Source organism: Agromyces sp. PvR057 (assembly GCF_040547485.1).
Lineage (GTDB): Bacteria > Actinomycetota > Actinomycetes > Actinomycetales > Microbacteriaceae > Agromyces.
The window spans coordinates 277068-298829 of sequence record NZ_JBEPPT010000002.1; the positions used below are offsets into that span (position 1 = coordinate 277068).

General features: G+C 70.4%; 23 protein-coding genes. 14 read left to right on the forward strand and 9 right to left on the reverse strand.

The features are described 5' to 3' along the window. The first annotated feature begins 47 nt into the window (after positions 1–47). From ABIC29_RS10485 to ABIC29_RS10505, 5 genes are read left to right on the forward strand one after another with little or no spacing between them, the layout of a single operon-like run. The gene (locus ABIC29_RS10485) at positions 48–848 is read left to right on the forward strand and encodes an ABC transporter ATP-binding protein (protein WP_354245150.1); all 801 of its coding nucleotides are present in this window, start codon (positions 48–50) and stop codon (positions 846–848) included. Continuing rightward, the gene (locus tag ABIC29_RS10490) at positions 845–1648 is read left to right on the forward strand and encodes an ABC transporter ATP-binding protein (protein WP_354245153.1); all 804 of its coding nucleotides are present in this window, start codon (positions 845–847) and stop codon (positions 1646–1648) included. Before ABIC29_RS10485 ends, ABIC29_RS10490 begins: the two co-directional genes overlap by 4 nt. Next, positions 1648–2526 carry a branched-chain amino acid ABC transporter permease gene (locus ABIC29_RS10495; protein ID WP_354245156.1) on the forward strand — a complete coding sequence of 293 codons (879 nt, stop codon included), beginning with the start codon at positions 1648–1650 and terminating at the stop codon, positions 2524–2526. Before ABIC29_RS10490 ends, ABIC29_RS10495 begins: the two co-directional genes overlap by 1 nt. After that, positions 2523–3686: a branched-chain amino acid ABC transporter permease gene (locus ABIC29_RS10500; RefSeq protein WP_354245159.1), complete on the forward strand. Its 1164-nt coding sequence runs from the start codon at positions 2523–2525 to the stop codon at positions 3684–3686. Before ABIC29_RS10495 ends, ABIC29_RS10500 begins: the two co-directional genes overlap by 4 nt. Positions 3687–3691: 5 nt before the next feature. After that, positions 3692–4984, forward strand: a complete 1293-nt coding sequence (locus ABIC29_RS10505) for an ABC transporter substrate-binding protein (protein WP_354245162.1) — start codon at positions 3692–3694, stop codon at positions 4982–4984. A gap of 61 nt (positions 4985–5045) precedes the next feature. Here ABIC29_RS10505 and ABIC29_RS10510 read toward each other — a convergent pair whose 3' ends face one another. Together ABIC29_RS10510 and ABIC29_RS10515 are read right to left on the reverse strand one after the other, a co-directional pair. Beyond that, complete coding sequence (locus tag ABIC29_RS10510; RefSeq protein WP_116084194.1) at positions 5046–5516, reverse strand: anthrone oxygenase family protein; 471 nt, start codon at positions 5514–5516, stop codon at positions 5046–5048. Positions 5517–5533: 17 nt separating this feature from the next. After that, the gene (locus tag ABIC29_RS10515) at positions 5534–6391 is read right to left on the reverse strand and encodes an NAD(P)H-binding protein (RefSeq protein WP_354245165.1); all 858 of its coding nucleotides are present in this window, start codon (positions 6389–6391) and stop codon (positions 5534–5536) included. Positions 6392–6531: 140 nt separating this feature from the next. Here ABIC29_RS10515 and ABIC29_RS10520 point away from each other — a divergent pair, with 140 nt between their 5' ends. Continuing rightward, positions 6532–7503 carry an AraC family transcriptional regulator gene (locus ABIC29_RS10520; RefSeq protein WP_354245168.1) on the forward strand — a complete coding sequence of 324 codons (972 nt, stop codon included), beginning with the start codon at positions 6532–6534 and terminating at the stop codon, positions 7501–7503. An 8-nt stretch (positions 7504–7511) separates the two neighbouring features. Here ABIC29_RS10520 and ABIC29_RS10525 read toward each other — a convergent pair whose 3' ends face one another. After that, the gene (locus ABIC29_RS10525) at positions 7512–8213 is read right to left on the reverse strand and encodes an alpha/beta fold hydrolase (RefSeq protein WP_354245170.1); all 702 of its coding nucleotides are present in this window, start codon (positions 8211–8213) and stop codon (positions 7512–7514) included. Positions 8214–8264: 51 nt separating this feature from the next. Between ABIC29_RS10525 and ABIC29_RS10530 the strand changes: the two genes are divergently transcribed. Then, positions 8265–8699: an HTH domain-containing protein gene (locus tag ABIC29_RS10530; RefSeq protein WP_147309201.1), complete on the forward strand. Its 435-nt coding sequence runs from the start codon at positions 8265–8267 to the stop codon at positions 8697–8699. A gap of 47 nt (positions 8700–8746) precedes the next feature. Here the strand turns inward: ABIC29_RS10530 and speB are convergent, their stop codons facing one another. From speB to ABIC29_RS10545, 3 genes are all read right to left on the reverse strand, one after another. Then, a complete protein-coding gene (gene speB, locus ABIC29_RS10535; RefSeq protein WP_116084184.1) occupies positions 8747–9727 on the reverse strand; it encodes an agmatinase in 981 nt (326 codons plus the stop codon). A 61-nt stretch (positions 9728–9788) separates the two neighbouring features. After that, positions 9789–11021 carry a serine hydrolase domain-containing protein gene (locus ABIC29_RS10540; RefSeq protein ID WP_354245175.1) on the reverse strand — a complete coding sequence of 411 codons (1233 nt, stop codon included), beginning with the start codon at positions 11019–11021 and terminating at the stop codon, positions 9789–9791. Continuing rightward, a complete protein-coding gene (locus tag ABIC29_RS10545) occupies positions 11018–12454 on the reverse strand; it encodes a purine-cytosine permease family protein (protein ID WP_116084179.1) in 1437 nt (478 codons plus the stop codon). Before ABIC29_RS10545 ends, ABIC29_RS10540 begins: the two co-directional genes overlap by 4 nt. 110 nt (positions 12455–12564) lie before the next feature. On the opposite strand from ABIC29_RS10545, the gene ABIC29_RS10550 reads away from it, so the two are divergent. The 3 genes from ABIC29_RS10550 (at position 12565) to ABIC29_RS10560 (ending at position 14752) form a co-directional block, all read left to right on the forward strand. After that, the gene (locus ABIC29_RS10550; RefSeq protein ID WP_354245178.1) at positions 12565–13203 is read left to right on the forward strand and encodes a TetR/AcrR family transcriptional regulator; all 639 of its coding nucleotides are present in this window, start codon (positions 12565–12567) and stop codon (positions 13201–13203) included. Positions 13204–13475: 272 nt separating this feature from the next. Continuing rightward, positions 13476–13808, forward strand: a complete 333-nt coding sequence (locus tag ABIC29_RS10555) for a PadR family transcriptional regulator (protein ID WP_116084174.1) — start codon at positions 13476–13478, stop codon at positions 13806–13808. After that, complete coding sequence (locus tag ABIC29_RS10560) at positions 13805–14752, forward strand: hypothetical protein (RefSeq protein ID WP_354245181.1); 948 nt, start codon at positions 13805–13807, stop codon at positions 14750–14752. The genes ABIC29_RS10555 and ABIC29_RS10560 overlap by 4 nt, the downstream gene beginning before the upstream one ends. A 157-nt stretch (positions 14753–14909) precedes the next feature. Here the strand turns inward: ABIC29_RS10560 and ABIC29_RS10565 are convergent, their stop codons facing one another. Continuing rightward, complete coding sequence (locus tag ABIC29_RS10565; protein WP_354245811.1) at positions 14910–15881, reverse strand: sensor domain-containing diguanylate cyclase; 972 nt, start codon at positions 15879–15881, stop codon at positions 14910–14912. On the opposite strand from ABIC29_RS10565, the gene ABIC29_RS10570 reads away from it, so the two are divergent. Further along, positions 15813–16478, forward strand: a complete 666-nt coding sequence (locus ABIC29_RS10570; RefSeq protein ID WP_354245866.1) for a hypothetical protein — start codon at positions 15813–15815, stop codon at positions 16476–16478. The two genes, ABIC29_RS10565 and ABIC29_RS10570, sit on opposite strands and share 69 nt — an antisense overlap. A 90-nt stretch (positions 16479–16568) precedes the next feature. On the opposite strand, the gene ABIC29_RS10575 is transcribed toward ABIC29_RS10570, so the two are convergent. Next, complete coding sequence (locus ABIC29_RS10575; RefSeq protein ID WP_354245184.1) at positions 16569–17021, reverse strand: MarR family winged helix-turn-helix transcriptional regulator; 453 nt, start codon at positions 17019–17021, stop codon at positions 16569–16571. A gap of 190 nt (positions 17022–17211) precedes the next feature. On the opposite strand from ABIC29_RS10575, the gene ABIC29_RS10580 reads away from it, so the two are divergent. The 3 genes from ABIC29_RS10580 (at position 17212) to ABIC29_RS10590 (ending at position 19900) form a co-directional block, all read left to right on the forward strand. After that, positions 17212–18402, forward strand: a complete 1191-nt coding sequence (locus tag ABIC29_RS10580; RefSeq protein WP_354245187.1) for an amidohydrolase family protein — start codon at positions 17212–17214, stop codon at positions 18400–18402. Positions 18403–18633: 231 nt separating this feature from the next. Beyond that, the gene (locus tag ABIC29_RS10585; RefSeq protein WP_354245190.1) at positions 18634–19212 is read left to right on the forward strand and encodes a DUF998 domain-containing protein; all 579 of its coding nucleotides are present in this window, start codon (positions 18634–18636) and stop codon (positions 19210–19212) included. A gap of 217 nt (positions 19213–19429) precedes the next feature. After that, a complete protein-coding gene (locus ABIC29_RS10590) occupies positions 19430–19900 on the forward strand; it encodes a hemerythrin domain-containing protein (protein WP_354245193.1) in 471 nt (156 codons plus the stop codon). A gap of 171 nt (positions 19901–20071) precedes the next feature. Here the strand turns inward: ABIC29_RS10590 and ABIC29_RS10595 are convergent, their stop codons facing one another. Then, positions 20072–21700 (reverse strand): AMP-binding protein, encoded by a 1629-nt coding sequence (locus tag ABIC29_RS10595; protein WP_354245196.1) that lies wholly within the window; start codon positions 21698–21700, stop codon positions 20072–20074. Positions 21701–21762 lie beyond the last annotated feature (62 nt).

The following is a 21762-nucleotide window of genomic DNA, read 5'->3' on the forward strand; positions in this document are numbered from 1 at the left end:
CGGTATCTGTTGTACAGTGACCTTGCAACCGACACGAAGAGGTGCCGATGAACCACATGCCGAGCGGCGTGGAGCAGGCCTCCACCGCCGCATCCGATGCCATATCCGTTCCCGAACCGCGGCTGCGGGTCGACGCGCTGACCGTGCGATTCGGCGGGCTCACCGCGCTCGACGACCTCTCGTTCGAGGTCGGCCGAGGCGAGGTCGTCGCCCTCATCGGCCCCAACGGCGCCGGCAAGACCACGGTGTTCAACGCCGTCTGCGGCCTCGTGCGTCGGGCGACCGGCGAGATCCGCATCGACGGCGCAGCGGCGCCGAACCGGCCGACCGGGCTCGTGGCCCGCGGCGTGGCCCGCACGTTGCAGGGCCTCGGCCTCTTCGACTCGATGACCGCGCTCGAGAACGTGCTCGTGCCCCTCGAGGCACGGTCGGGAGCGGGCGGTCGTGGCCGCAGCGGCGACACCGAGGAGCAGGCGAGCGGATGTCTCGCACGGCTCGGGATCGCGCACCTCGCCGCCGTGCCGGTCGCCGCCCTGCCCTACCCCGAGCGCAAGCGCGTCGCGCTCGCACGGGCCCTCGTCGCCGATCCCGACCTGCTGCTGCTCGACGAGCCCGCCGGCGGACTCGGCGAGGAGGACATCGACGCGCTCGCCGACGTCGTGCGCGAGGTCGCGGCATCCGGATGCTCGGTGCTCCTCGTCGAGCACCACGTGGATTTCGTGATGGGCGTCGCCGACCGCATCGTCGTGCTCGACTTCGGACGCGCGATCGCCTGCGGCACGCCTGACGAGGTGCGCGCCGACCCCCGCGTCGAAGAGGCGTACCTCGGGATCGAGCCGGCCGCATGAGCGCCCGGGCCGAGACATCCGCCCGCGCCGTCGGCGCTCCACGCACCGCCCGCGATGCGCGCGCGCTCCGAACGGCGGAGCGCACCGGCGCCGAGCTGCACCTCGACGGCCTCACCGCCGGCTACGGCGGCGCCCCCGTGCTGCGCGGCGTCGACGTGCGCGTTCCGGCGGGCACGATCCTCGCCCTGCTCGGCGCGAACGGGGCGGGCAAGACCACGCTGCTGCGCAGCGTGTCGGGGCTCATGCCCGCGGCATCCGGTCGCATCGTGTTCGACGGCGTCGACCTCGCGGAGGTGTCGGTCGAGGACCGCGCCCGCGCCGGGCTCGCGCAGGTGCCGGAGGGCCGCAGCGTCGTCGCCGAGCTCACGGTCGACGAGAACCTGCGGCTCGGTGGGCTGCAGCGCTTCCGCGGTCGGCGGCTCACCGCGGCGGTCGATGGCATCTACGACCTGTTCGAGCCGCTCGTGCGTCGCCGCCGGGCCGCCGGGCACCAGCTCTCGGGCGGTGAGCGCCAGATGCTCGCGCTCGGCCGCGCGATCATCGCCGAACCCCGCGTGCTGCTGCTCGACGAGCCGTCGCTCGGGCTCGCGCCGCGCGTGGTCGCCCAGATCATGGCCGTGCTGCGCACGCTCCGCGACGAGCGCGGCCTCACGGTGCTGCTCGCCGAGCAGAACGTGACGAGCGCGCTCGCCGTCGCCGACCACGGCGTCGTGCTGAACCTCGGCGAGGTCGTCGCCGACCGTCCGGCCGAAGACCTCCGCACCGACTCCGCCCTCCGCCACGCCTACCTGGGATTCTGATGGACCGCCTCCTCTTCCTCCTCGCCACCGGCCTCGCGCGCGGCGCGATCTTCGCCCTGTTCGCCCTCGCACTCGTGCTCATCTGGCGCGCAGCCCGCGTCGTGAACTTCGCGCAGGGCGCGATGGCCGTCGTCGCGACCTACGTCGCCTTCGCCGTGACCGGCCTCACGGGCTCGTACTGGATCGGGCTCGCGAGCGCGCTCGTGGCGGGCGGGCTCATGGGCCTCGTCGTCGAGCGCGGGGTCATGCGCTTCGCGACGCACGCGTCCCCGCTCTCGGGCGTCATCATCGCGATCGGCGTGGTCATGGTGCTGCAGTCGGCACTCGGCATCGCGTTCGGGCCGAACGCCCGGCCCATGGAGGCGCCGTTCCCCGAGACGCCGATCCTGCTCGGCGGGGTGCCCGTGCTCTCGCCGTACGACCTCTTCGTGCTCGTCGTCGCGGTCGGGCTGATGGGCCTGCTCGCCCTACTCTTCACCCGCACCTCGCTCGGCCTGCAGCTTCGAGCCTCGGCGTTCGCGCCAGAGGTGTCGCGCCTGCTCGGCGTGCGCGTGGCGCGCATGGTCACGGCCGGCTGGGTGCTCGCCTCGGCGGTCGGCGCGCTCGCCGCGCTGCTGCTCGTGCCCACCGAACTCGGCCTCAACCCGCACTCGGCCGACATGCTGTTCGTCTCGGCGTTCACGGTCGCCGTCGTCGGCGGACTCGACTCGCCGCCCGGTGCCCTCATCGGCGGGCTCGGCGTCGGGGTGCTCATCAGCCTCGTGACCGGATACCTCGGTGCGACCGTGGCGCCGATCGCGGTGCTCGTGCTGCTCGTCGCCGTGCTGCTCGTGCGGCCCGGCGGACTCTTCGCGGCGACCGAGGCGAGGACCGCATGAGCGCCGGCACGCAGGCGCCCCTCTCCGCCGGGCCGCTCACCACGAGCATCAGGGCCGGCGAGCGCGGGGGTGCGCGCAGCCGCCGCCCGACTCCCCGCCTGCTCGTCACCGCGCTCGTGCTGACGGTCGTCGCGATCGGTGCGACGTTCCTGCTCGACCCGTACCGCAACTACCAGTTCGCGCTCATCGCCGCGACGTTCTGCGCGACCGCCGGACTGACCCTGCTCATCGGCCTCACGGGGCAACTGTCGCTCGGGCATGCCGCGCTGATGGCCGCGGGCGGGTACGGCTACGCGCTCACCGCCAATGCGCTCACCGAGGCGGGCATCGACGGCGTGCCGCGCTTCGTGCTCTCGCTCGCGGGGGCCGTCGCGGCATCCGGCCTGCTGGGCCTGCTGCTCGGGCTCGCCGCCGCACGCCTCAAGGGGCCGTACCTCTCGGGCGTGACGCTCGTGCTCGTGATCGCGCTGCCGGCGTTCACCGCCGTGTTCTCCGGCGTGCTCCGCGGCGACCAGGGCGTGCAGATCGCGTACGACGGCGTGCCGGAGCTGCTGCGCACGATCATCGCGGTCGAGCAGTGGCAGGCGTGGGTGGCGATCCTCGTGGCGGCCGTGTTCGTCACCTGGCTCGCGGCGCTCCGCAACGGCAGCGCCGGCCTCCGCATGCGCGCCGTGCGCGACGACGAGACCGCCGCCCGGCTGCAGGGCGTCCGCGCCGGCCGCGTGAAGGTGCTCGCGTTCACCGCGAGCTCGATAACCGCGGGTGCCGGCGGCGCCGTGCTCTGCTTCGTCACCCAGTCGGTCAGTCCGGGGGCCTACACGCTCGCGTTCTCGCTGCTGCTCGTCGTCGCCGTCGTCATCGGCGGCCTCGGGAGCCTGCTCGGCGCGTTCCTCGGGTCGATCGTGATCGTGATGCTGCCCTGGCTCATCCAGACCGCGACCGGCGCGCTCGACCTCTCGGCGGATGCCGCGCAGCGCCTCACGGGCAACCTCCCGGTGCTCGTGTTCGGCGTGCTGCTCATCGTCGTGACGGCGGCGTGGCCCGGCGGCATCCGCGGCGCGCTTCCGAAGCGCCCGCGGCGCGGCGCGACATCCGCCCCCACCGAGGAACCCAGCACCACGTCCGCAGCAGCACCCATCCCCACCACAACAGAGAGGTGACCACCATGTCCCATGCACGGCCCCGATCCGCACCACGCCGCACCGTCGCGGCGGTGGCCGCGGCATCCGCCCTGCTCGTCGCGATGAGCGCGTGCAGCACCCCGAGCGGCGGCGACCCCGCCGAGGCCGCACCCGGCGTCACCGACGACACCGTGACGATCGGCACCCACCAGCCGCTGACCGGCCCGGCCGCGGCCGGCTACTCGTCGATCTCGGCCGCGACGACCGCGTACTTCGCGTACCTCAACGAGAACGGCGGCGTGAACGGCCGCACGATCGAGTACCTCGTGAAGGACGACGGCTACAACCCCGCGAACACGCAGACCGTCGTGCGCGAGCTCGTGCAGGACGACGAGGTCTTCGCGATCCTGAACGGGCTCGGCACGCCGACGCACACGTCGGTGCTCGACTACCTCAACCAGAACGAGGTGCCGGACCTGTTCGTGGCCTCCGGCTCGACCAACTGGAACCAGCCCGAGAAGTACCCGTGGACCTTCGGGTTCAACGCCGACTACGTGACCGAGGCCGAGGCGCTCGCGCAGTACGCCGACGACGAGTTCGCCGGCAAGTCGGTCTGCGTGCTCGGCCAGGACGACGACTTCGGCGACGAGTTCATCGAGGGCCTCGAGAACGTGCTCGGCGAGGGGTCGCTCGCGAGCGTGCAGCGCTACTCGGTCTCCAACCAGGACGTCGTCGCGCAGATCGGCGCCATGCAGGCCGCCGGCTGCGAGGTGAACATGCTCGCCACGGTGAACGGCTTCACGGCGCTCGCCATCGGCACGGCCGCGAAGCTCGGGTACCAGGCGCAATGGATGTCGTCCTCCTCGGGCGGTGACGCCGTGACCCTCGCCGGGTTCCTCGGCGATGCGGCACCGCTGCTGCTCGAGGGCTTCGTGACGACGAACTACCTGCCGTACGCGCCGGGCAACGAGTGGGACGACCTGTTCCGCCAGATCAACGACGAGTACAACGACGGCGCCCCGTTCGACGGCAACACCGTGTTCGGGATGTCGGTGGGCTACCTCTTCGCCGAGGCCCTCGCGAAGGCGGGCGACACCCCGACGCGTCAGGGCATCGTCGATGCGATCCAGTCGGGCGACCTCGTCGGCAACGGACTCGTGCCGCTCGCGTTCGGGGCCGACAGCCACGCCGCCTACAAGGGCGTCTCGATCACCACGGTGGCCGACGGCGTGCAGGACTTCATCGGCGTGACCTACGTCAGTGACGGATCCGGCGGCGTCGAGCCCTACGACGGCGAGGCCGTGCCGCTCGAGAACGACGGCGTCCCCACGTCGTAGCTCGAGCGTTTCGAACGGCGGATGCCCCCGCACCCACGAGGTCCGGGGCATCCGCCAGCCGTCAGGAGATGGCGAGCAGGACGACGGCCGCGGTGCTGGTGATGGTTCGCACGTGATTCCACCGGTTCCAACGCATCTCGAAACGGTCGCGTGCCTCCATCCGCTGGTGCGCGTCGCCGATCGGGGCTGCGACGAGACGGGTGTTCAGCGGAACGTTGACGAAGGCCGTCACCGCGAAGGAGAGCAGGCCGAGCACGAGTCCAGCCACGAGGTACGCCGGCGTGTCCTGACGTGCAGCGTCGAGATGCAGGACGAGGGCCGCACCCGTCGCGATGGGAGCGCCCAGGAACACCAGCATGAACAGGGGATTGACGATGCTCGCGTTGACGGCGCGGAACACCGTTACGTACGACAGGTCGTCCACGCGGCGCAGGCCGGGCACGACCCCGCAGCTGAAGGCGAGGAACACTCCCGCGAGGAGCCCGTTGACGACGGTCGCGGCGACGAGCGCCGCTTCTGGAATCCAGTCCATGGTTCGCTCCCAGTCGATCAGTCTGCGGTGAGGCCGGCGATCGTGACCTCGATGGGCGTGTCGACGCGTTCGACCCGATCACCACGCGGCGCCAGCAGGCCCCGCTCGTCGGCGCGAGAGAGCTCGGCGATGCTCTCCGCCACGTGCGGGCGGAAGCCGGCCTCGACCATCGCGGGCGCCCAGCCGTCTTCGGGCAGCAGGACGACCTCGAGCTCGTGTTCCAGCGCCGCCCCGAGCACCCGGGCGACCTCCCGTTCGGAGTACGCGGGCCCGAGTACGTCGATCGACGTGCTCGTGACACCCGGCGACAACAGTGCCCGCGCGGCCGTCGCACCGAGATCGCGGGTCGCCGCCATCGGAAGCGGGACGTCGGCCGACGCGGCGAAGACCGGATAGATCCCGGCCCGTGCGGCCTCGATGAGGTCGCCGACCTTCTCCTGGAAATGCCCCGACCTGAGTGCGGTCAGCACGGTGCCCGTCGCCAGCAGCGCCTGTTCCATTCGGTGCATGCCGGTGATGGGGCCGGTTCCGTCGGGAAGGTCTGCTCCGCCGGAGGAGAGCATGACGACGTGCGGGATTCCGCTGTCGGCGACCGCGCCGGCGACCGAGGACGTGACCGCGTCGGCGTAGGCGTCGAGGTCGTCGACCGTGAGATCGAACGGCAGGAGGACGAAGAGGCCGTCGCAGCCGGTGATCGCGTCGCGCAGGGCGGCCCGATCGCCGAGATCGACGACACGTGCCTCCGCGCCCTGGAGGGTCCACTCCTCGGCGCGGTCGCGGTCGCGGACGAGGACCCGCACGTCCGCCCCGTTCTCGAGGAGGTGACGCGCCGTTGCCGACCCCACCCGCCCCGTCGCTCCAGCCACTGCATACATGTTCCGCTCCTTCGTCGATGTTCCTGTTGATCCCACGGTAGGAAGAGGGGACCGGAGTGACCATGCCGCGATATCCGCATTTCTTGCCCATTCGTCCAGTGCTGCAGGACGTAGGGCAGGATTTCCGGCACGATGGCGGCATGGATGCAACGCCATGGGCCGGCCGAGACCGCGTAGCTGCAGCCCTGCAGATGCTGCGGATGCGCGGGGTCTTCTACTGCCGCTCCGAGTTGACCGAGCCGTGGGGCCTGGAGATGCCGGCGATCGCCGACTCGGTGAGCTTCCACGTGCCGACGGTCGGATCGTGCTGGCTCCGCGTCGACGGCGTCCCACCCGTCGAACTGCGTGCCGGCGATCTCGCCCTCGTTCCGCACGGCCGTGGGCACGAGATCCTGAGTTCGCCGGATGTTCGTTCGTCACCGCGGGTCGACCTGCTCCCGCAGCACTTCGTCGGGCCGCACTACTCGGTGCTGCAGCATGGCGGTGGAGGGCGGGCGACCCAGCTGGTCTGCGGCGTCGTCGCGTTCGACGACCTCGCCGCCCGAGAGCTCATGCGCAGCTTGCCGAGCGTGCTGACCGTTCGCGCCGATGAGCCCGTGATGGCGTCGTCGGTCCGCGACACGCTGCGCCTCATGGCCGACGAGCTGACCCGCACGCAGCCCGGCGCGGAGGCCGTGGCCACCCGACTCTCCGACATCCTCGTCGTGCAGGCCATCCGCGCTTGGCTCGCGCACGACCCGAGCGCGCGCGACGGTTGGCTGCTGGCACTGCAGGACGATCGCATCGGCACGGCCCTCGAGGCGATGCACGCGGATCCCGGCGGCGACTGGAGCCTCGAGGAGCTCGCACGCACCGCCACGATGTCGAGGTCGGCGTTCAGTGCGCGATTCACCGGCCTCCTGGGCGAGGCCCCGATGGCGTACCTCACACGCTGGCGCATGAACCTCGCGGCCGACCGCCTGCGCGATGACCGCGCCACGGTCGCGCAGGTCGCCGCCGAGGTCGGCTACCGGTCCGAGGCCGCCTTCACCCGCGCGTTCGCCCGCACCATCGGAACGACTCCCGGCGCGGTGCGCCGGCAGGCACTGCTGCCGGCGCCGGCCGGCGGCTGAGTCCGGAGCTACCCTGCGGGCGCGGTGTCGCTGATGGCGAAGGCGTCGGCGATCGCTGCCGCGACAGCCTCGGGATTCGTGAGCATGGGCAGGTGTCCGTCGTCGAGTCGGATGGTCCGGTGGGGTTCGAGCCTGGCGGCGAACCGGTCCTGCAGCGCGAGTGGGAGCTCCGCGTCGCCGGCGGTCAAGACGTAGGTCCTCACGGGCGCAGCGCGGAGTGCCGCATTGGAGCCGGCGCGCGACGTGAAGTAGGTTCGCGGCTCCGGGACAAGATCTTCGACGAGTCCCCGCGTGAGCTCCTCGTCGACACCCGTCGCCAGGCCCTTCCGGATCGCGGCTTCGGGCGGGCGGGTGCCGGCCACTCGCATCACGGCGGGCAGGATCAGCTTCTGCGGGAACGGCAGCGAGGACACGAACGATCCGCCGGAGACCGGGATCACCGCGGCGATGGCGACGACGCCGATCATCCGGTTCGATGGCGCGAGGCGGGCGAGCTCGGCGGCGACGACCCCGCCGGCCGAGTGCGCGACGACGAGGAACGGCCCGTCCGGCAGCGAGTCCAACGCGGCCTGCGCGTACTCGGACACGGTCGCGCTGCTCCCGGCCGGTCGGGGAGCGATGAACGACGGGGCGTTCAGGCGGGCTCGGACGTCGTCCCACAGCCAATCCGGAAGTCCGGCGCCGGGCAGAATCAGTATGGATGCGGTCATAGGAGAAATGCTAGAAAGAGAAGCCGACCAGCAGAGGACGGGGATTCGGAGATGGCGTTCTCGAAATCGACGGACCCTCACCTCACGTTGCGGCGCATCGAACGCCAGCATGCGTTGATCGAGGAACTCCGCCGCCGTCGTGGCGCTCCGCGATCCGCTCGGGCACTCGCCGCCGCGCTGGGCGTGACGGCTCGCACGGTTGAACGGGATGTCGCGCGGATGCGTGAAAGCGGCATCCCCATCCGCGTGCAGCGTGGTCCGGGCGGCGGGTACCTCTTCGATGTCCGATCGAATCTCGACCCGATCGCGCTCGAGCCCGACGAAGTCGCAGCGCTCCTCGTCGCACTCGTCGCGCTCGGACCCACCGCGACCGAGTCGGCACGTTCGAGCATGCACAAGCTCACGACCGCACTCGTCGACTCGGCGCACCCGCTGCCCGGCGACGACCGGATTCCGAGCCCACCGCCGCGGGACGGGGCAGGGTAGGCGTGCCTCGAGCGGGTGCGCATGACCCGCGCCCTCAGATCCCGCGGTCAGGCCGATCCGCCGCGGGGTGCCATGGCGCTGATGAGTTCGTACGCGACGTGGGAGGCCGCGACGGCGGTGAGCTGTGCGTGGTCGTAGGCCGGGGCGACCTCGACGACATCCGCGCCGACGATGCGCCTGCCGGCGAGGGCGCGGATGATGCGCAGCAGCTCGCGGCTCGTCAGGCCGCCGGCCTCGGGGGTGCCGGTACCGGGGGCGTGCGCGGGGTCGAGCACGTCGATGTCGATCGAGATGTAGAGCGGCTTGTCGCCGATGCGGTCGCGGATGCGTTCGACCGCGGCCTCGACGCCGTGCTCCTCGATGTCCTCGCTGGTGACGATGGCGAAGCCGAGGCGGGCGTCGTCGGTGAGGTCCTCGACCCCGTAGAGCGGCCCGCGGGTGCCCACGTGCATGCTCGCGGTGAGATCGATCAGCCCCTCTTCCGACGCCCGCCGGAACGGGGTGCCATGCGTGACGGGCGCACCGAAGTACGTGTCCCAGGTGTCGAGGTGCGCATCGAAGTGCAGCACCGCGACCGGCCCGTGCTTCGCGGCGACGGCCCGCAGCAGCGGCAGTGCGATCGTGTGGTCGCCGCCGATGACGACGAGCCGGTCGGCGCGGTCGGCGAGCGAGATGGCGCCGGCCTCGACGTCGGCGACGGCCTCGTCGAGGTCGAACGGGTTGACCGCGATGTCGCCGGCGTCGGCGACCTGCTGGACGGCGAACGGCAGCACCCCCTGCGCGGGATTGAAGGGGCGCAGCAGGCGGGAGGCCTCGCGGACGTGCGCCGGTCCGAAGCGTGCGCCGGGGCGATAGCTCACGCCGCTGTCGAAGGGCACCCCCACGACGGCGATGTCGGCTCGCTCGAGCTCTTCGAGTCTGGGGAGGCGCGCGAAGGTGGCGATGCCGGCGAAGCGGGGAACACGGCTCGCATCGACGGGTCCGATCGGAGCGGTGCGTTCGGGGTGGTTCGAATCGGGAAGTTGCATGCTGGGTGTCCTTCGAAGTCGTTGGGAAGGGGCCGCGGAGTGGCGTCCCCAGGGGCGGCTGCTAGGCGAGCGCGTCGAGCGCTCGACTCACGTCGAGCAGCAACTCGCTCTGCACCTCGTGCCGGGAGGCCGAGTCGGGCTCCGGCCACGTCGAGAGCTTCACGATGACGGCATCCGTCCGCGGATCGAGCCAGAGGTTCTGGCCGTGGATGCCGATCCCGCTCACGTTGCCGCGCTCGTTGCCCATGCACCACCACTGGTTCGTGTACGAACCGTTGGGGAACGCCGTGGTGAATCCCTCGTACGTCATCGCCTCGCGGTCACCGCCGGCGAGGACGGCGTCCGCCCATTCCTCGGACACGACCCGTCCTCCTGGGGCGAGCCCGCCGTCGAGCATGAGTCGGCCGACCCGTGCAAGGTCGCGCGCCGTGCATGAGACCCCGCCGTTCGCGAAGCCGAAGCCGGCGGCGTCCACGGTGATGGTGGCGTCGTGATCCGCGTCGAGCTTCGACCAGAGGTGCATCGACAGCGCCTCCGCGTAGCGGAGGCCCGTGACTCGCTCGACGACCCAGGCGAGCACATCGGTGTTCGCCGAGCAGTACTGGAACTCCCCGAGCGACCCGTTGCCGCGGAGCGTCGTGAGGAACGCGTACGTGTCCGCGGCATCACCGACGCGTCGGTCGCGCCAGCCTGCTGCGCGGTCGTGCGCCTGCACCTCGGCGGCCGGGTTCGTGTAGTCCTCGTCGTAGTCGATGGCGATCTGCATGTCGAGCACGTGCCGCACACTCGGCCCGTCGTAGACCGAGCCGGCGAGCTCGGGCACGTAGTCGGTCACCGGCCGCTCGGGGTCGATGCGGCGTTCGCCGATCAGCGCGCCGACGACGAGTCCGCAGAGCGACTTCGAGACGCTCATCACGAGGTGGAGGCTGCCGGCGGCGAAGCCCGGCCGGTAGTACTCGGCGAGGACCTCTTCGCCACGTAGCACGAGGAACGCATCGGTGAAGCTCCGCTCCAGCCGCGCTTGCAGGCCGGGCAGCAAGGGCGTCAGCGCGTCGAGCCGCACCGTGGCGTCGGCCGGTGCGGCGGGCACGGTGCGGGCGACCGTCGCGGTCGGCACCAGCTCACCGAGGTGCGCGAATGCCCAGCGATTGTCCGGCGCATCCTGCCAGCTGGCCAGACGCGGCCGGCCGGCCGCCGCGCCGGGGTATCGACCGGGGTGGGAACCGGTCGCGGCGCCCGCCCGGATCAGGCCGTTCGCCGCGTCACGGCGGTCGGCGGCATCCGCGGCGCTCATCGGAGGGTGCTCCGCCCGAGGGAGGTCTTCGAGAGACCGAGGTAGACCCCGGCGGCCACGATCATGCCGGCCGGCACGGAGAGGTCGACGTGGCCCATCGCCTCGGAGATCGGCCCCGACCAGATGTCGGTCGACAGGCAGAGTGCGGCGGCGAGCCCGCCGAGGGCGACCGCGCCGATGCCCGGGATGCTCCAGCCGCCCGTGTACCAGAACGGCCCGTCGCGATCCTCATCGAAGAGCGCGACGCCGTCGTAGCGGTTGCGGCGCACGATGATGTCGGTCGTGAAGATCGCCATCGCGGGGGCCGAGACGATCACGAGGAACTGCAGCATGAGGTTCACCGCGTCGAGCAGGTTCGTCGACATCACCAGGTAGAGGGTGAGGGCCGTGCCGATCACGCCCACGACGATGGCCGAGGGGATGCGGCGGATCGGCACGCCGACGGCCTGCAGCGCCATGCTGGACGTGTAGGTGGTCATGCCGTTCAGGGCGACGGTGTTCACGATGACCCCGAGGACGAAGATCGGACCGAGCCACGCCGGGAGCAGGTCGAGCAGGGCCGTCTCGATGCCGGCGGCCATCGCCGTGTCGCTGACGGCCGTGGCCAGCAGGGCGCCGACGATCGTGAAGAGGATGCAGGGCAGGGCGCCGCCGAGGGCGGTCGCGGCGATGATGTGCGTGGGCCTCGTCGAGCGTGGAAGGTAGCGTGCGATGTCGGGGCTGTTGGCGTACGAGAGCGGCGTCGAGGCGAGGATCGTGAAGCCGATCGTCATCGCCGACCAGAGCGGTACGCCGTCGAGCGGCTCCGCGGCCCGGTAGCTCCAGTCGACGTGAGGCAGGATGAACGCGGTCACCGCGAGGAAGACCACCAGCAGCACGATGGTGATCACCGAGTAGCTCCTGATGATGAGCGCATGCCCGTAGACGGCGACGAGCACCGTGATCGTCGAGACGACGACCGTGACGAGCACGGGCCCCAGCACCGGGTCGGTGAGCCCGGCCTGGGCGAGCAGGTCGGCCCCCATGAACGAGGAGGCCAGCCAGTTGAGGGCGAGGAAGACCGCCGAGATGAGCCAGCCCGTGAACGCGACGACGAGCTTGTTGCCGATCACGCCGTACAGCGCGCGGGTGATCACCGAGCCGGAGGTTCCGGCGGCGGGACCGGCGATCGCGAGGATGCCAGGGAACACCCACGGCAGCGAGCCGGCGACGATCACGAGGATCGCCTGCCAGAGCTCGAGGCCGAGCAGGATCATCGTCGCGCCGATGGTGAAGTTCAACACGCTCACGTTGGGCGCGGCCCATACCCAGAACAGGTCGCGGGCACGTCCGTGCCGGTCGGACGCGCTCACCAGCTCGATGCCCCGCGTCTCGGGGCGGCTCGCGGTGTCGACGAAGGCCGGCGACGTTGCCGGGTCGGTGCTGGTTGGCACGAGGATCCTCTCGGAGTTCTGGAGCCCGTGCCGTCGATCGTCCCAGTCGGCAACGTTATTGGTCAGTTGACCAATTGGCTATTGGTCGCTCATCCAATAACATGAATCGCATGGTGTCAAGTGCTCCGGCCGTGCGCTCGCGGAAGCGACCCAGCGAGCGCCGGGCCGAGATCGTGCGCGAAGCCGCCGCCGTGGCGCTCGCCGAGGGGCTCGAACGCATCACCCTGCGCGCCGTCGCCGAGCGACTCGGCGTTCGGCCGGGCCTGATCACCCACTACTTCCCAGTCGCCGAAGACCTCGTCATCGCCGCGTTCGTGCAGGCGGTCGCCGATGAGCGCGATGCAATGGTGCCCGAGCACGGCGCGCCGCTCGAACGACTCGCGCGAATGGTCGAGCGGGTCGAGAGCGTCGAGAGTCGCGACATCGCCCGCCTCTGGCTGAATGCGCGGCACCTCTGCCGGTTCACGCCCGCTCTCGCCGCCGCGCTCGTCGAGCAGGAGGCGCTCGACCGGGCTCGACTGCTCGAACTCATCGAGGCCGGCGTCTCGACGGGCGAATTCACCGCAGACCCGTTCGACGCGTGCATCCGGATCTTCATCGCGGTCGACGGCTACGGAGCGTACGTGAACGACGTCGGTGCGTTCGAGCACGACGCCTACACCCGCTTCGTCACCGACGCCGCCGAGTGGGCGCTCGGCCTCGATCGCGGACGGCTCAGGGCCGCCATCGCAGAACTGCACCCGAGCTGAGAAGCCCGTCTCACCAGTCGTGCCTGCACGGTGCGCCGGTGCTGCGCCGGTGGTGATCGGAGTGGTGCCCATGCTCTCGACTCTCGTTGACACACGAGCATTCGATGACCAGAACGCGGTGCCGTGCATTCCGATGACCGGAATGCAGGATGTCGAACGTATTCCACGCCCCGATTCGTGAAGCCGGCTCCTGGCCCGCTGATCGGGCAGCCGCATGCGGATCCGCCGCGAACGCCTTGCCGTACTGTGTGGCGCTATGTAATGTATGCCGCATGGTAGCGATCGCGAAGCACGAGCAGGACCTTCGCAAGGGCGTCCTCGTGCTCGCCGTCCTGTCGCAGCTGCGCGACGAGCAGTACGGCTACTCACTGCGGCAGGCGCTCGCCAAGCGGGGGATGCCCATCGAAGAAGGCACGCTGTACCCCCTGCTGCGACGGCTCGAGGCGCAAGGCCTCCTCGCCTCGCAGTGGAAGGCGGAGAACGGCCCACCGCGTCGGTACTACGCGCTCAGTGCCACCGGCGCCGAGCTCTACCGAGAGCTGTCCGAATCGTGGGCCTCTCTCGCGACCGTGATGTCCGAGCTCTTGGAAGGCGAGAAGCGATGAATCCGGATGCCCTCATCGAGTCCTACGTCGCCGAAGTCGTACGCCACCTGCCGAGGAAGCAGCGCACCGACGTCGGGTACGAACTGCGCTCGCTGCTCACCGAGGAATTGCGCGGCCGCGTCGGCGACAGCGCACCCGACACTGCGGCGACGCTCGACCTGCTCGCGAGCTTCGGGCGTCCCGCCGAGGTGGCCGACCGCTACCGGCCGGCCGGGTTCACGATCATCCGACCCGCTGACGCGCCTCGCTTCGCATGGATCTCGCTCGTCGGCGTGGCGGTCCAATGGGTGATCACGCTCATCGCGACCTACACCGCCCCTGCGACCGGCGCCGGCGACGACTGGCTCAGCCGGCTCGGAACATGGTGGCTGTCCGCGGGGCTCGGCGCGTTCTGGTGGCCCGGCCTGCTCGTCTCGTTGAGCATCGTCGCGGCGGTGATCACGGCGCGGCGCGACGGTGATGCTCCGGACTGGACGCCCCGGGCGGCGTCGATGCTCGACCGCGACCACATCAGCCGACCGCTCTACGTGCTCGCGATCGCGGGCGCCCTCGTGGGCATCGCAGCCCTGGTGGCCGCGATCAACCTCGCCGAATGGTGGCCCGGGCTGCCGCAGCCGCTGCTCGACGCGTTCGTGATCGATGCGGACTTCTTGGCCACGCGGGCTCCTTGGGCACTGGTGCTCTGGGCGGCGACGTTCGCGAGCATGATCGCCGTCCTCGTCGCGGGGCGCTGGACACGCACGACCAGGCTGCTCGCCATCGTCGGCAACGCGCTCTGGGTCGTCCTGCTCGTCTGGTGGGTCGCAGCCGGTCCGATCTTCGTGCAGCCCTACGCCGACTCCGTGACCAAGGGATGCCTCCTCCTCGTCGCCGCGATCTGCGTGCTCGATCTCGTGCTCACCGCCCGCCACCTGCGCCATGGCATCCCCGAGCCGGCGGTCTGACGGCGTCGGCATTCGGCTGACCGGCCGCCCATTCGGCGCCCACGCTGCTCGGCGCCCGTGGACGCTCGACAAGCCTGCCCGCGGACCTCGTCATCGGCGACCTGCTCGCGATCCCCTGACCTGCGCCGGCGGGTGATCATCGGGTTCGCGGTGGGCGCTATCGAGTTCGCGCGGTGAGGGTCGTCCCCTCTTGGAACCCGAGAACCTGATCCAACGCCGGTAGCTCACGAGGCCCAGGAAGAGACGACCCTTCCCGTGGGCGGAGCTCCGCGAGCGCGACTCGGTCGCCGCCGGAGAGCTTCGCGTCGTACATCGCGTGGTCGGCTGCCCGGATGAGGTGGTCGATGGTGACCTGGCTTTCCGGGTATTCGACCGTGACGACCCCGATGCTCGCCGTGATCGAGAGCTCGGCCGGGAGTCCTTCGTAGGGTTCGGCGATGGATGCACGGACGCGCTCGGCGAGGGCCTCGGCGTCGCCCGGGTGGTCGACCGCTGCGACGATGATGAACTCATCGCCGCCGAAGCGCCCGAGGATGTCGCGCTCGCGAATCACCCCCCGCAACCTGCTGCCGACCTCCCTGAGCAGATCGTCGCCGGCGGGATGTCCGAGCAGGTCGTTCACGGGTTTGAACCCGTCGAGATCGGCGAAGATCACCGCGACCACCGGGCAGTCCAAGAGCAGCGTCTGCGTGACGTCCTCCTCGAAGAGTCGCCGGGTGGGCAGGCCGGTGACTTCGTCGTGCATTGCGGCCCGTCGCAGTGATTCCTCGAGACGGACGCGGGCGATCGCCTGGGCGGCCTGGTTCGAGAGCGCTTCGGCCAGTGGCACCGCTTCTTCGTCGAACTCCCGCGGGTGGTCGAAGTAGCAGATCATCGATCCGATCGATTCGCCCTTGGATCGAAGCGGCGAAGCGATGGCCGCCTCGATACCGGAGTCGCGGTAGGCCGCACTCATTCCAGTTCCCGGGACGTACCGGTCGGCGTCCTCGGGGGATCGCACGACGATCACCTGACCGCTCGCCAGCGTGAACCCGCCGGCGGGCGCGAACCCTCGCGGCCAGTGCGGCGTCAGCGGATTCACGCCGGCGACCTGCACGAGTCCCTCGGGCTCGCGGAGGTGCACGCTCACGAACGAGGCCGCGAACGCGCGTTGTGCGACGTCGACGAGCAGGTCCGCGGCCTCGGTCTCCGCTCGAACTGCGCCGAAACCCACAGCGGCGTTCAGGAGGATCTGCAGTCGGCGCCGCGCTCGTTCGGTCTTGGCCTCGGCGCCATGGAAGCCGAGCGCGAAGGCGGTCCGTTCCGAGACGTCGTACACCGCGATCTGCGTGCCCGCGTCGGCCACGAGGTCATCGATGGCGCCGACGACGACCGGTCGGACGATGCCCGATGTGCCGTGCAGGGTGGCATCGGTCGGTCTGTGCCCGTCAGCGCTAGCGAGCGGCATGCGCAAGGTCAGGAAGCTCTCGAGCGGGCGCCCGATGAGTTCGACGGATTCGCTCCCAGTCCATTCGAGGATCGCCGTGTTGACCTTCACGATGACCCCGGAATGATCGACGGTGATCAGCCCGCACGCGGGCAGCAGTGGAAGCGCGCGAAGTCCGTCTTCCGGCGCCATGGAGGGATGCATGAACGAATGATCTCTGCGCCGCGCGCGCGTGTCAACATGGCGAGAGCCGGCCCGCGCATCGACCCGCGCCTTGCCGAGTCTGCGCCCGCTGGCTGATCCGCCTGCGCGGCACTGATCTCGCTCCGACCGACCGGTGATCGGGTGCCAGAGCCGACCGAACGGCGTGATGAAGACCCGAACGAGCCGTTACTCGGATGCTTCGCGGCTCGAGGCGGCGACGTACCTGTGGAGCAGTCGGGCGAACTCCAGCCGTTCGTCGTCGTCCCAGTCTCGGGTGATGTATTCGAAGGCGCGGCGTTGCTGCTGCCGGGAGTTCGCGAGCACCTCGCGCCCGCGGGACGTGAGACGCAGGGTGATGCTGCGTCCGTCGGTCTGGGAGGCCACGCGTTCGACCAGTCCGTCGCTGACGCACGACGCTGCGAGGCGACTGACGGCGGTTCGTTCCATCCCCATTGCGGCCGCGACCGCGTTGACGCTCAGCAACTCGTCGGACTCTTCCACGATCGCCAGTAAGAGGTCGCGGCGCACATCTGTTCGGGCCACGGGTTCGTCGATCGGCACGCTGCTCGTTCGCCGCCGCAATCTCGAGAAGGCGGTCCCGATGGACTCGAGCAGTTCATCGTCGCTGGGGGTGGTCACTGCAGCATCGTCGTGACTCGTCATCACACCTCCTAGATATGTGCAATCTGCACATACGTGCTATTCTACACCTAGATGGGCATTCGCCGTTCGGCAGTGCTCTCGTGGATGGATTGGAAGAAGTCGCATGCGTACTGCAATTGTCGCCGGTCGGGTCTTTGACGGCACCACGAACCTCGGACCGAAGACAGTGGTCATCGCCGATGGGCTCATCGAGTCGATCGGTGATCACCCACCCGTAGACGCACAGGTGGTCGAGGCACCCGGCGCGACTCTCCTGCCCGGCCTCATCGACGCGCACGTGCACACCGATCCCGCGGGGCTTCGCTTGGCGTTGCAGTTCGGTGTGACGACGGAACTCGAGATGCAGGGAGCCAACACCGCCCGCGACCGAGCCCACATCAGTCAGGACGACACCCTTGCCGACGTGCGCTCCGCCGGATTCGGTCTCACTCCTCCCGGAGGGCACCCGGAGGAGCTGTTCCCCAAGGACTTCAATCCCCAGCGCGGCGGAGGCCGTGGCGGTCCGGGTGGGCGTCCCGGCGCCCCTGAACGTGTCGACCCGATCGTGCGCGCGAAGGTCACCACGCCGGCGGAGGCGGTCGACGTCGTCGGCCAGCTCGCTCGGGCGGGCTCCGACTACATCAAGTTCATGGTCGACGACGGCAGCGTGGAGGGACACCCCGGCCTGCCCATGCTCGACCAGGCGACGCTGAACGCCGGCGTCGCCGAAGCCCACCGACTCGGCATGCTGACGGTGGCGCACGCGCTCACCGTCGAGGCCACGCAGATGAGCATCGAGGCGGGCATCGACGGCCTGGCGCATCTGTTCATGGACCGTCCGCACACGCCGGAGATCATCGACGCCATTGCGCAGTCGGGCGCATTCGTCGTCGCCTGCGTGGTGCTCGACGCCTCGATGATGGGCATCACCGGCTCGGCGCTCGCGGACGACCCGCGGGTGGCAGGCAAGCTCTCCCCGGAATGGGACTCGACGCTGCGCAGCAGCTTCAACCACTACCCACAGGGCCGGCTCGAAGATGTTCTGGCCACCGTTCGCGCTCTCGAGGCCGCCGGCGTCGACCTCCTCGTCGGCACCGACGTGTCTCAGCCGCTGCCCTTCCTCGGCGGCCTCGCGCACGGTGCGAGCGTGCATCAGGAGTTGCAGTACTTCGTCGACGCAGGCCTGGCCCCCGCGACGGCGCTCAGCGCCGCCACCGCAGTGACAGCGCGTCGCTTCGGCCTCACCGATCGAGGCACGATCGCAGTGGGCCAGCGCGCCGATCTCCTCCTGGTCGACGGCGATCCGACCACGACCATCGGCGACACGCTGAACGTGCGCGACGTCTGGCGTCGCGGCATCCGTCACTCGGCAGGCTGACGCATGGCCGATGCGCGGCGGACGTGGTGATCCGGGGTTCGACCGGAGCTCGAGCGATCGAGACGACCGAGCGATTCATCGATGCGGCTTCCGCTGATCACGAGCCTCAACATCCTCTCGCTCGTTGTGACACCCTGGTTCCGAGCGTTACCGGCGGGATAGAGTGCCGCGCAGGAGGATGCCCGTGGTCGCTGGAGGTATGGCCGGTTGAGTGTCGCTGCCATCGCCGCCGTGACGGCGCTCGTCGCCGGCGGGATCACCGCGGGGCTGATCGCGATCCTTCACGTTCTCGAGCCCGAGTACGACCCGTCCTGGCGGATGATCAGCGAGTACTCCCTGGGGCGATACGGGTGGGTGATGCGCCTGGCCTTCGGCGCGATGGCCATCGGCCTTGCGGCGACGAGTGTCGCCTTGTGGCCGTTCGGCGGTGCGTGGACCATCCCCCTGGCCGCCGTCGCGCTGGGCGCGCTCGGTGCCGCGTTCATCGACGCCGATCCGATCATGACTCCCCGCGCTCAGGCCACGCCCGTGGGCAGGGCGCACACGGCGCTGGGCGGGGTGCTGCTCGCCGGCTTCCCCCCTGCCGCGCTGGTCGCGGGGGTCGGGGTGGCGACCGCGCTCGGCTGGACGCTGGCGATCGCATCCGTTGTTCCGCTGGCCGGCCTGGTGTGGTTCCTCATCGCCGCGGCCCCAGCCCGCGGGCAGGGCGGCTCGCCTGAGATCAGAATCGGCTGGCCGGACAGGTTCTGCGTCCTCGCCTACCTGACATGGGTGGTGCTGGCCGCTGTCGGCGTGTTGTCCGCCGTGTGACACGAGATCCGGTTGCGGGCATCACGCCGACGACGCGGCTCTCGCGAACGTCGCCAGGTGACGCTCAGTGCGATCAACGCGCCAATCGCGAACGCTCCAGCCACGGCGTGCCCGGTTACGCTTGTGGAAGCGTCGCGTGCCGGTGGCAGACCGTGTCAGGCATGGAGGCGCCGAACCGAAGGACTGCGGATGCTCGCATCACTCCCTTCGTTGTCGCGTGGTTGAGCGCGACACGACCAGGCTCCTCGCCTGGAGCACTGAACTGCGCACCGTGCACCGGCGTCTCCGAGACGCACTCGCTGTTGCCCGAGAGGCCGTGCAGCACGGCGGAACGTCCGAGCAAGCCGGCCGTGATGTGCTGCTCTTCTGCCACGGCTTCTGCGCAGCTCTCGACGGGCACCATCGCGGCGAGGACCGTGCACTGTTCCCGGCGATCGAGGAACTGCACCCCCACGTCGCGCCGATCCTGCGGAATCTCGAAAAGGACCACTCGATGATCGGCCACCTTCTCGGCGGTCTCCGCGATGCCCTCGACCGCGCCGCTTCGCCTGCAGAGCTCGACCGGCACCTGGCGGGCGTGGCCGCGATCATGGAGAACCACTTCCGCTACGAGGAACGGCAGCTGCTCACCGTGCTGGAGGACCTGCAACTGCACGCCGACGTGCGCGACGTCCTCGGACCGCTCTGAGCCGGATCGGCTGTTCCGAACGTGGGTCCCCCTCAAGCGCGTTCGTCGAGTCTGGCGTTGCGACGGCGTGTTCCCCTGGTTCGGTTCGCCGCGATGTCCCCGTAAGACCCGCCCGCGAGGACCTCGGCTCACACGCTCACGCGCTCACAGCCACCGCAGCCTGTCCGAGCCTCAGGGCGCCTGGCGCACCGCCTCGGGGGAGTACTGCTCGACGAGCTGCCGCTTCAGCACCTTGCCGCTGCCGCCGAGGGGCAGCGACTCGGCGACGTGCACGACGCGCGGGTATTTGTAGGCCGCGATGCGGTCGCGGGTGAACGCGACGAGCGCCTCCGGATCGACCTCGTGTCCGTCGAGGGCGACGACCGCGGCATGCACCTCCTGGCCGCGGGTGTCGTCGGCGACGCCGAAGACGGCGGCGAGCGCGACATCCGGATGCCGCATCATGACGGCCTCGACCTCGGTGGGGTACACGTTGTAGCCGTTGCGCACGATCATGTCCTTCTTGCGGTCGACGATCGTGATGATGCCGTCGACGATCGTGCCGAGGTCACCCGTGCGGAACCATCCGTCGACGACGGCCTCGGCCGAGGCATCCGGGCGCCCGAGGTAGCCCTTGAAGAGGTTGTGGCCGCGTACGACGATCTCGCCGAGCGCGCCCGGCTCCTCGAGGAACGCGATGCGCCCCTCGACCTCGGAGTCGGCGATGGCGGCGTCGATGCCCCAGTAGGTGCGGCCGACGGTACCGGGCCGGATCGGCTCGCCGACCATGTTGAACGACACCGTCGGCGAGGTCTCGGTGAGGCCGTAGCCCTCGTGCACCTCGGCGCCGTAGGCGCGCTCGAACGCCTCGAGCAGGGCGACCGGCAGTGCCGCACCGCCGGAGACCGCATAGCGCAGCGGCGGCCGGGCCTCCGAGCGCAGTGCGGCTTCGACCATGCCCACGAACATCGTCGGCACCGCGGTGAAGACCGTCGCGCCGTGCACGTTCATGAGTTCGAGCGCCTGGTCGGGATCGAACTTCGGCAGCAGGATGATCGAGGCGCCCTTACGGAACGCGATGTTCATCACCGCGGTCTGCCCGAACGTGTGGAAGAGCGGCAGCCCGCCGAACACGACGTCGTCGGCGCGCATGTCGAACGCGTCGATGAGCGCGCAGTGCACCTGCTCGACGATCGCGAGGTGCGAGCCGACGGCGCCCTTCGGCGTGCCCGTCGTGCCGCTCGTGTAGAGGATGGTCGCGGCATCCGTCGGGCGCACCGACACGTGCCGGTCGATGGGGGCGGATGCCGCGGCCTCCGCCTCGAGTCGGGGGAGGTCCGGTCCGCCGGCCTCGACGGGCGGCGTGAGCACGGTGACCAGGGGCACGCCGGCGGCCGTCGCGGCGGGCACGGCCTCGGCGAGCAGGGGACCGGCGGCCACGAGCACGTCGGCGCCGGAGTCGCGCAGCACGTACTCGATCTCCTCGGCCTTGAAGAGGAGGTGCACGGGCACCACGACGGCGCCGAGGGCGAGGACCGCGTAGTAGACGCGCGGGAAGTCGGGCACGTTCGGCACGAGCATCGCGACGCGGTCGCCCCGGCCGATGCCGCGGTCGCGCAGGGCGCCGGCGTAGGCGCGGCTCTGGTCCCAGAGCGTGCCGTAGTCGATGGTCTGCCCCATGAAGTGCAGGGCGGCGCGGGCGGGCGTGCGGGCGGCGGACTCGGCGAGCATGCTCGCGACCGAGAGGGTGCCGAAGCCGTCGCCGTCGACCGCGGGGTCGGCGGCGCGGGTGCGGGTGGGCGCGCTGGTGGTGGGGGTCATGGGGGCGGTTCCTTTCATCGTCGTTGATGGTGCGGGGGTCGTCGGGGTCCGCCGGATGCGGC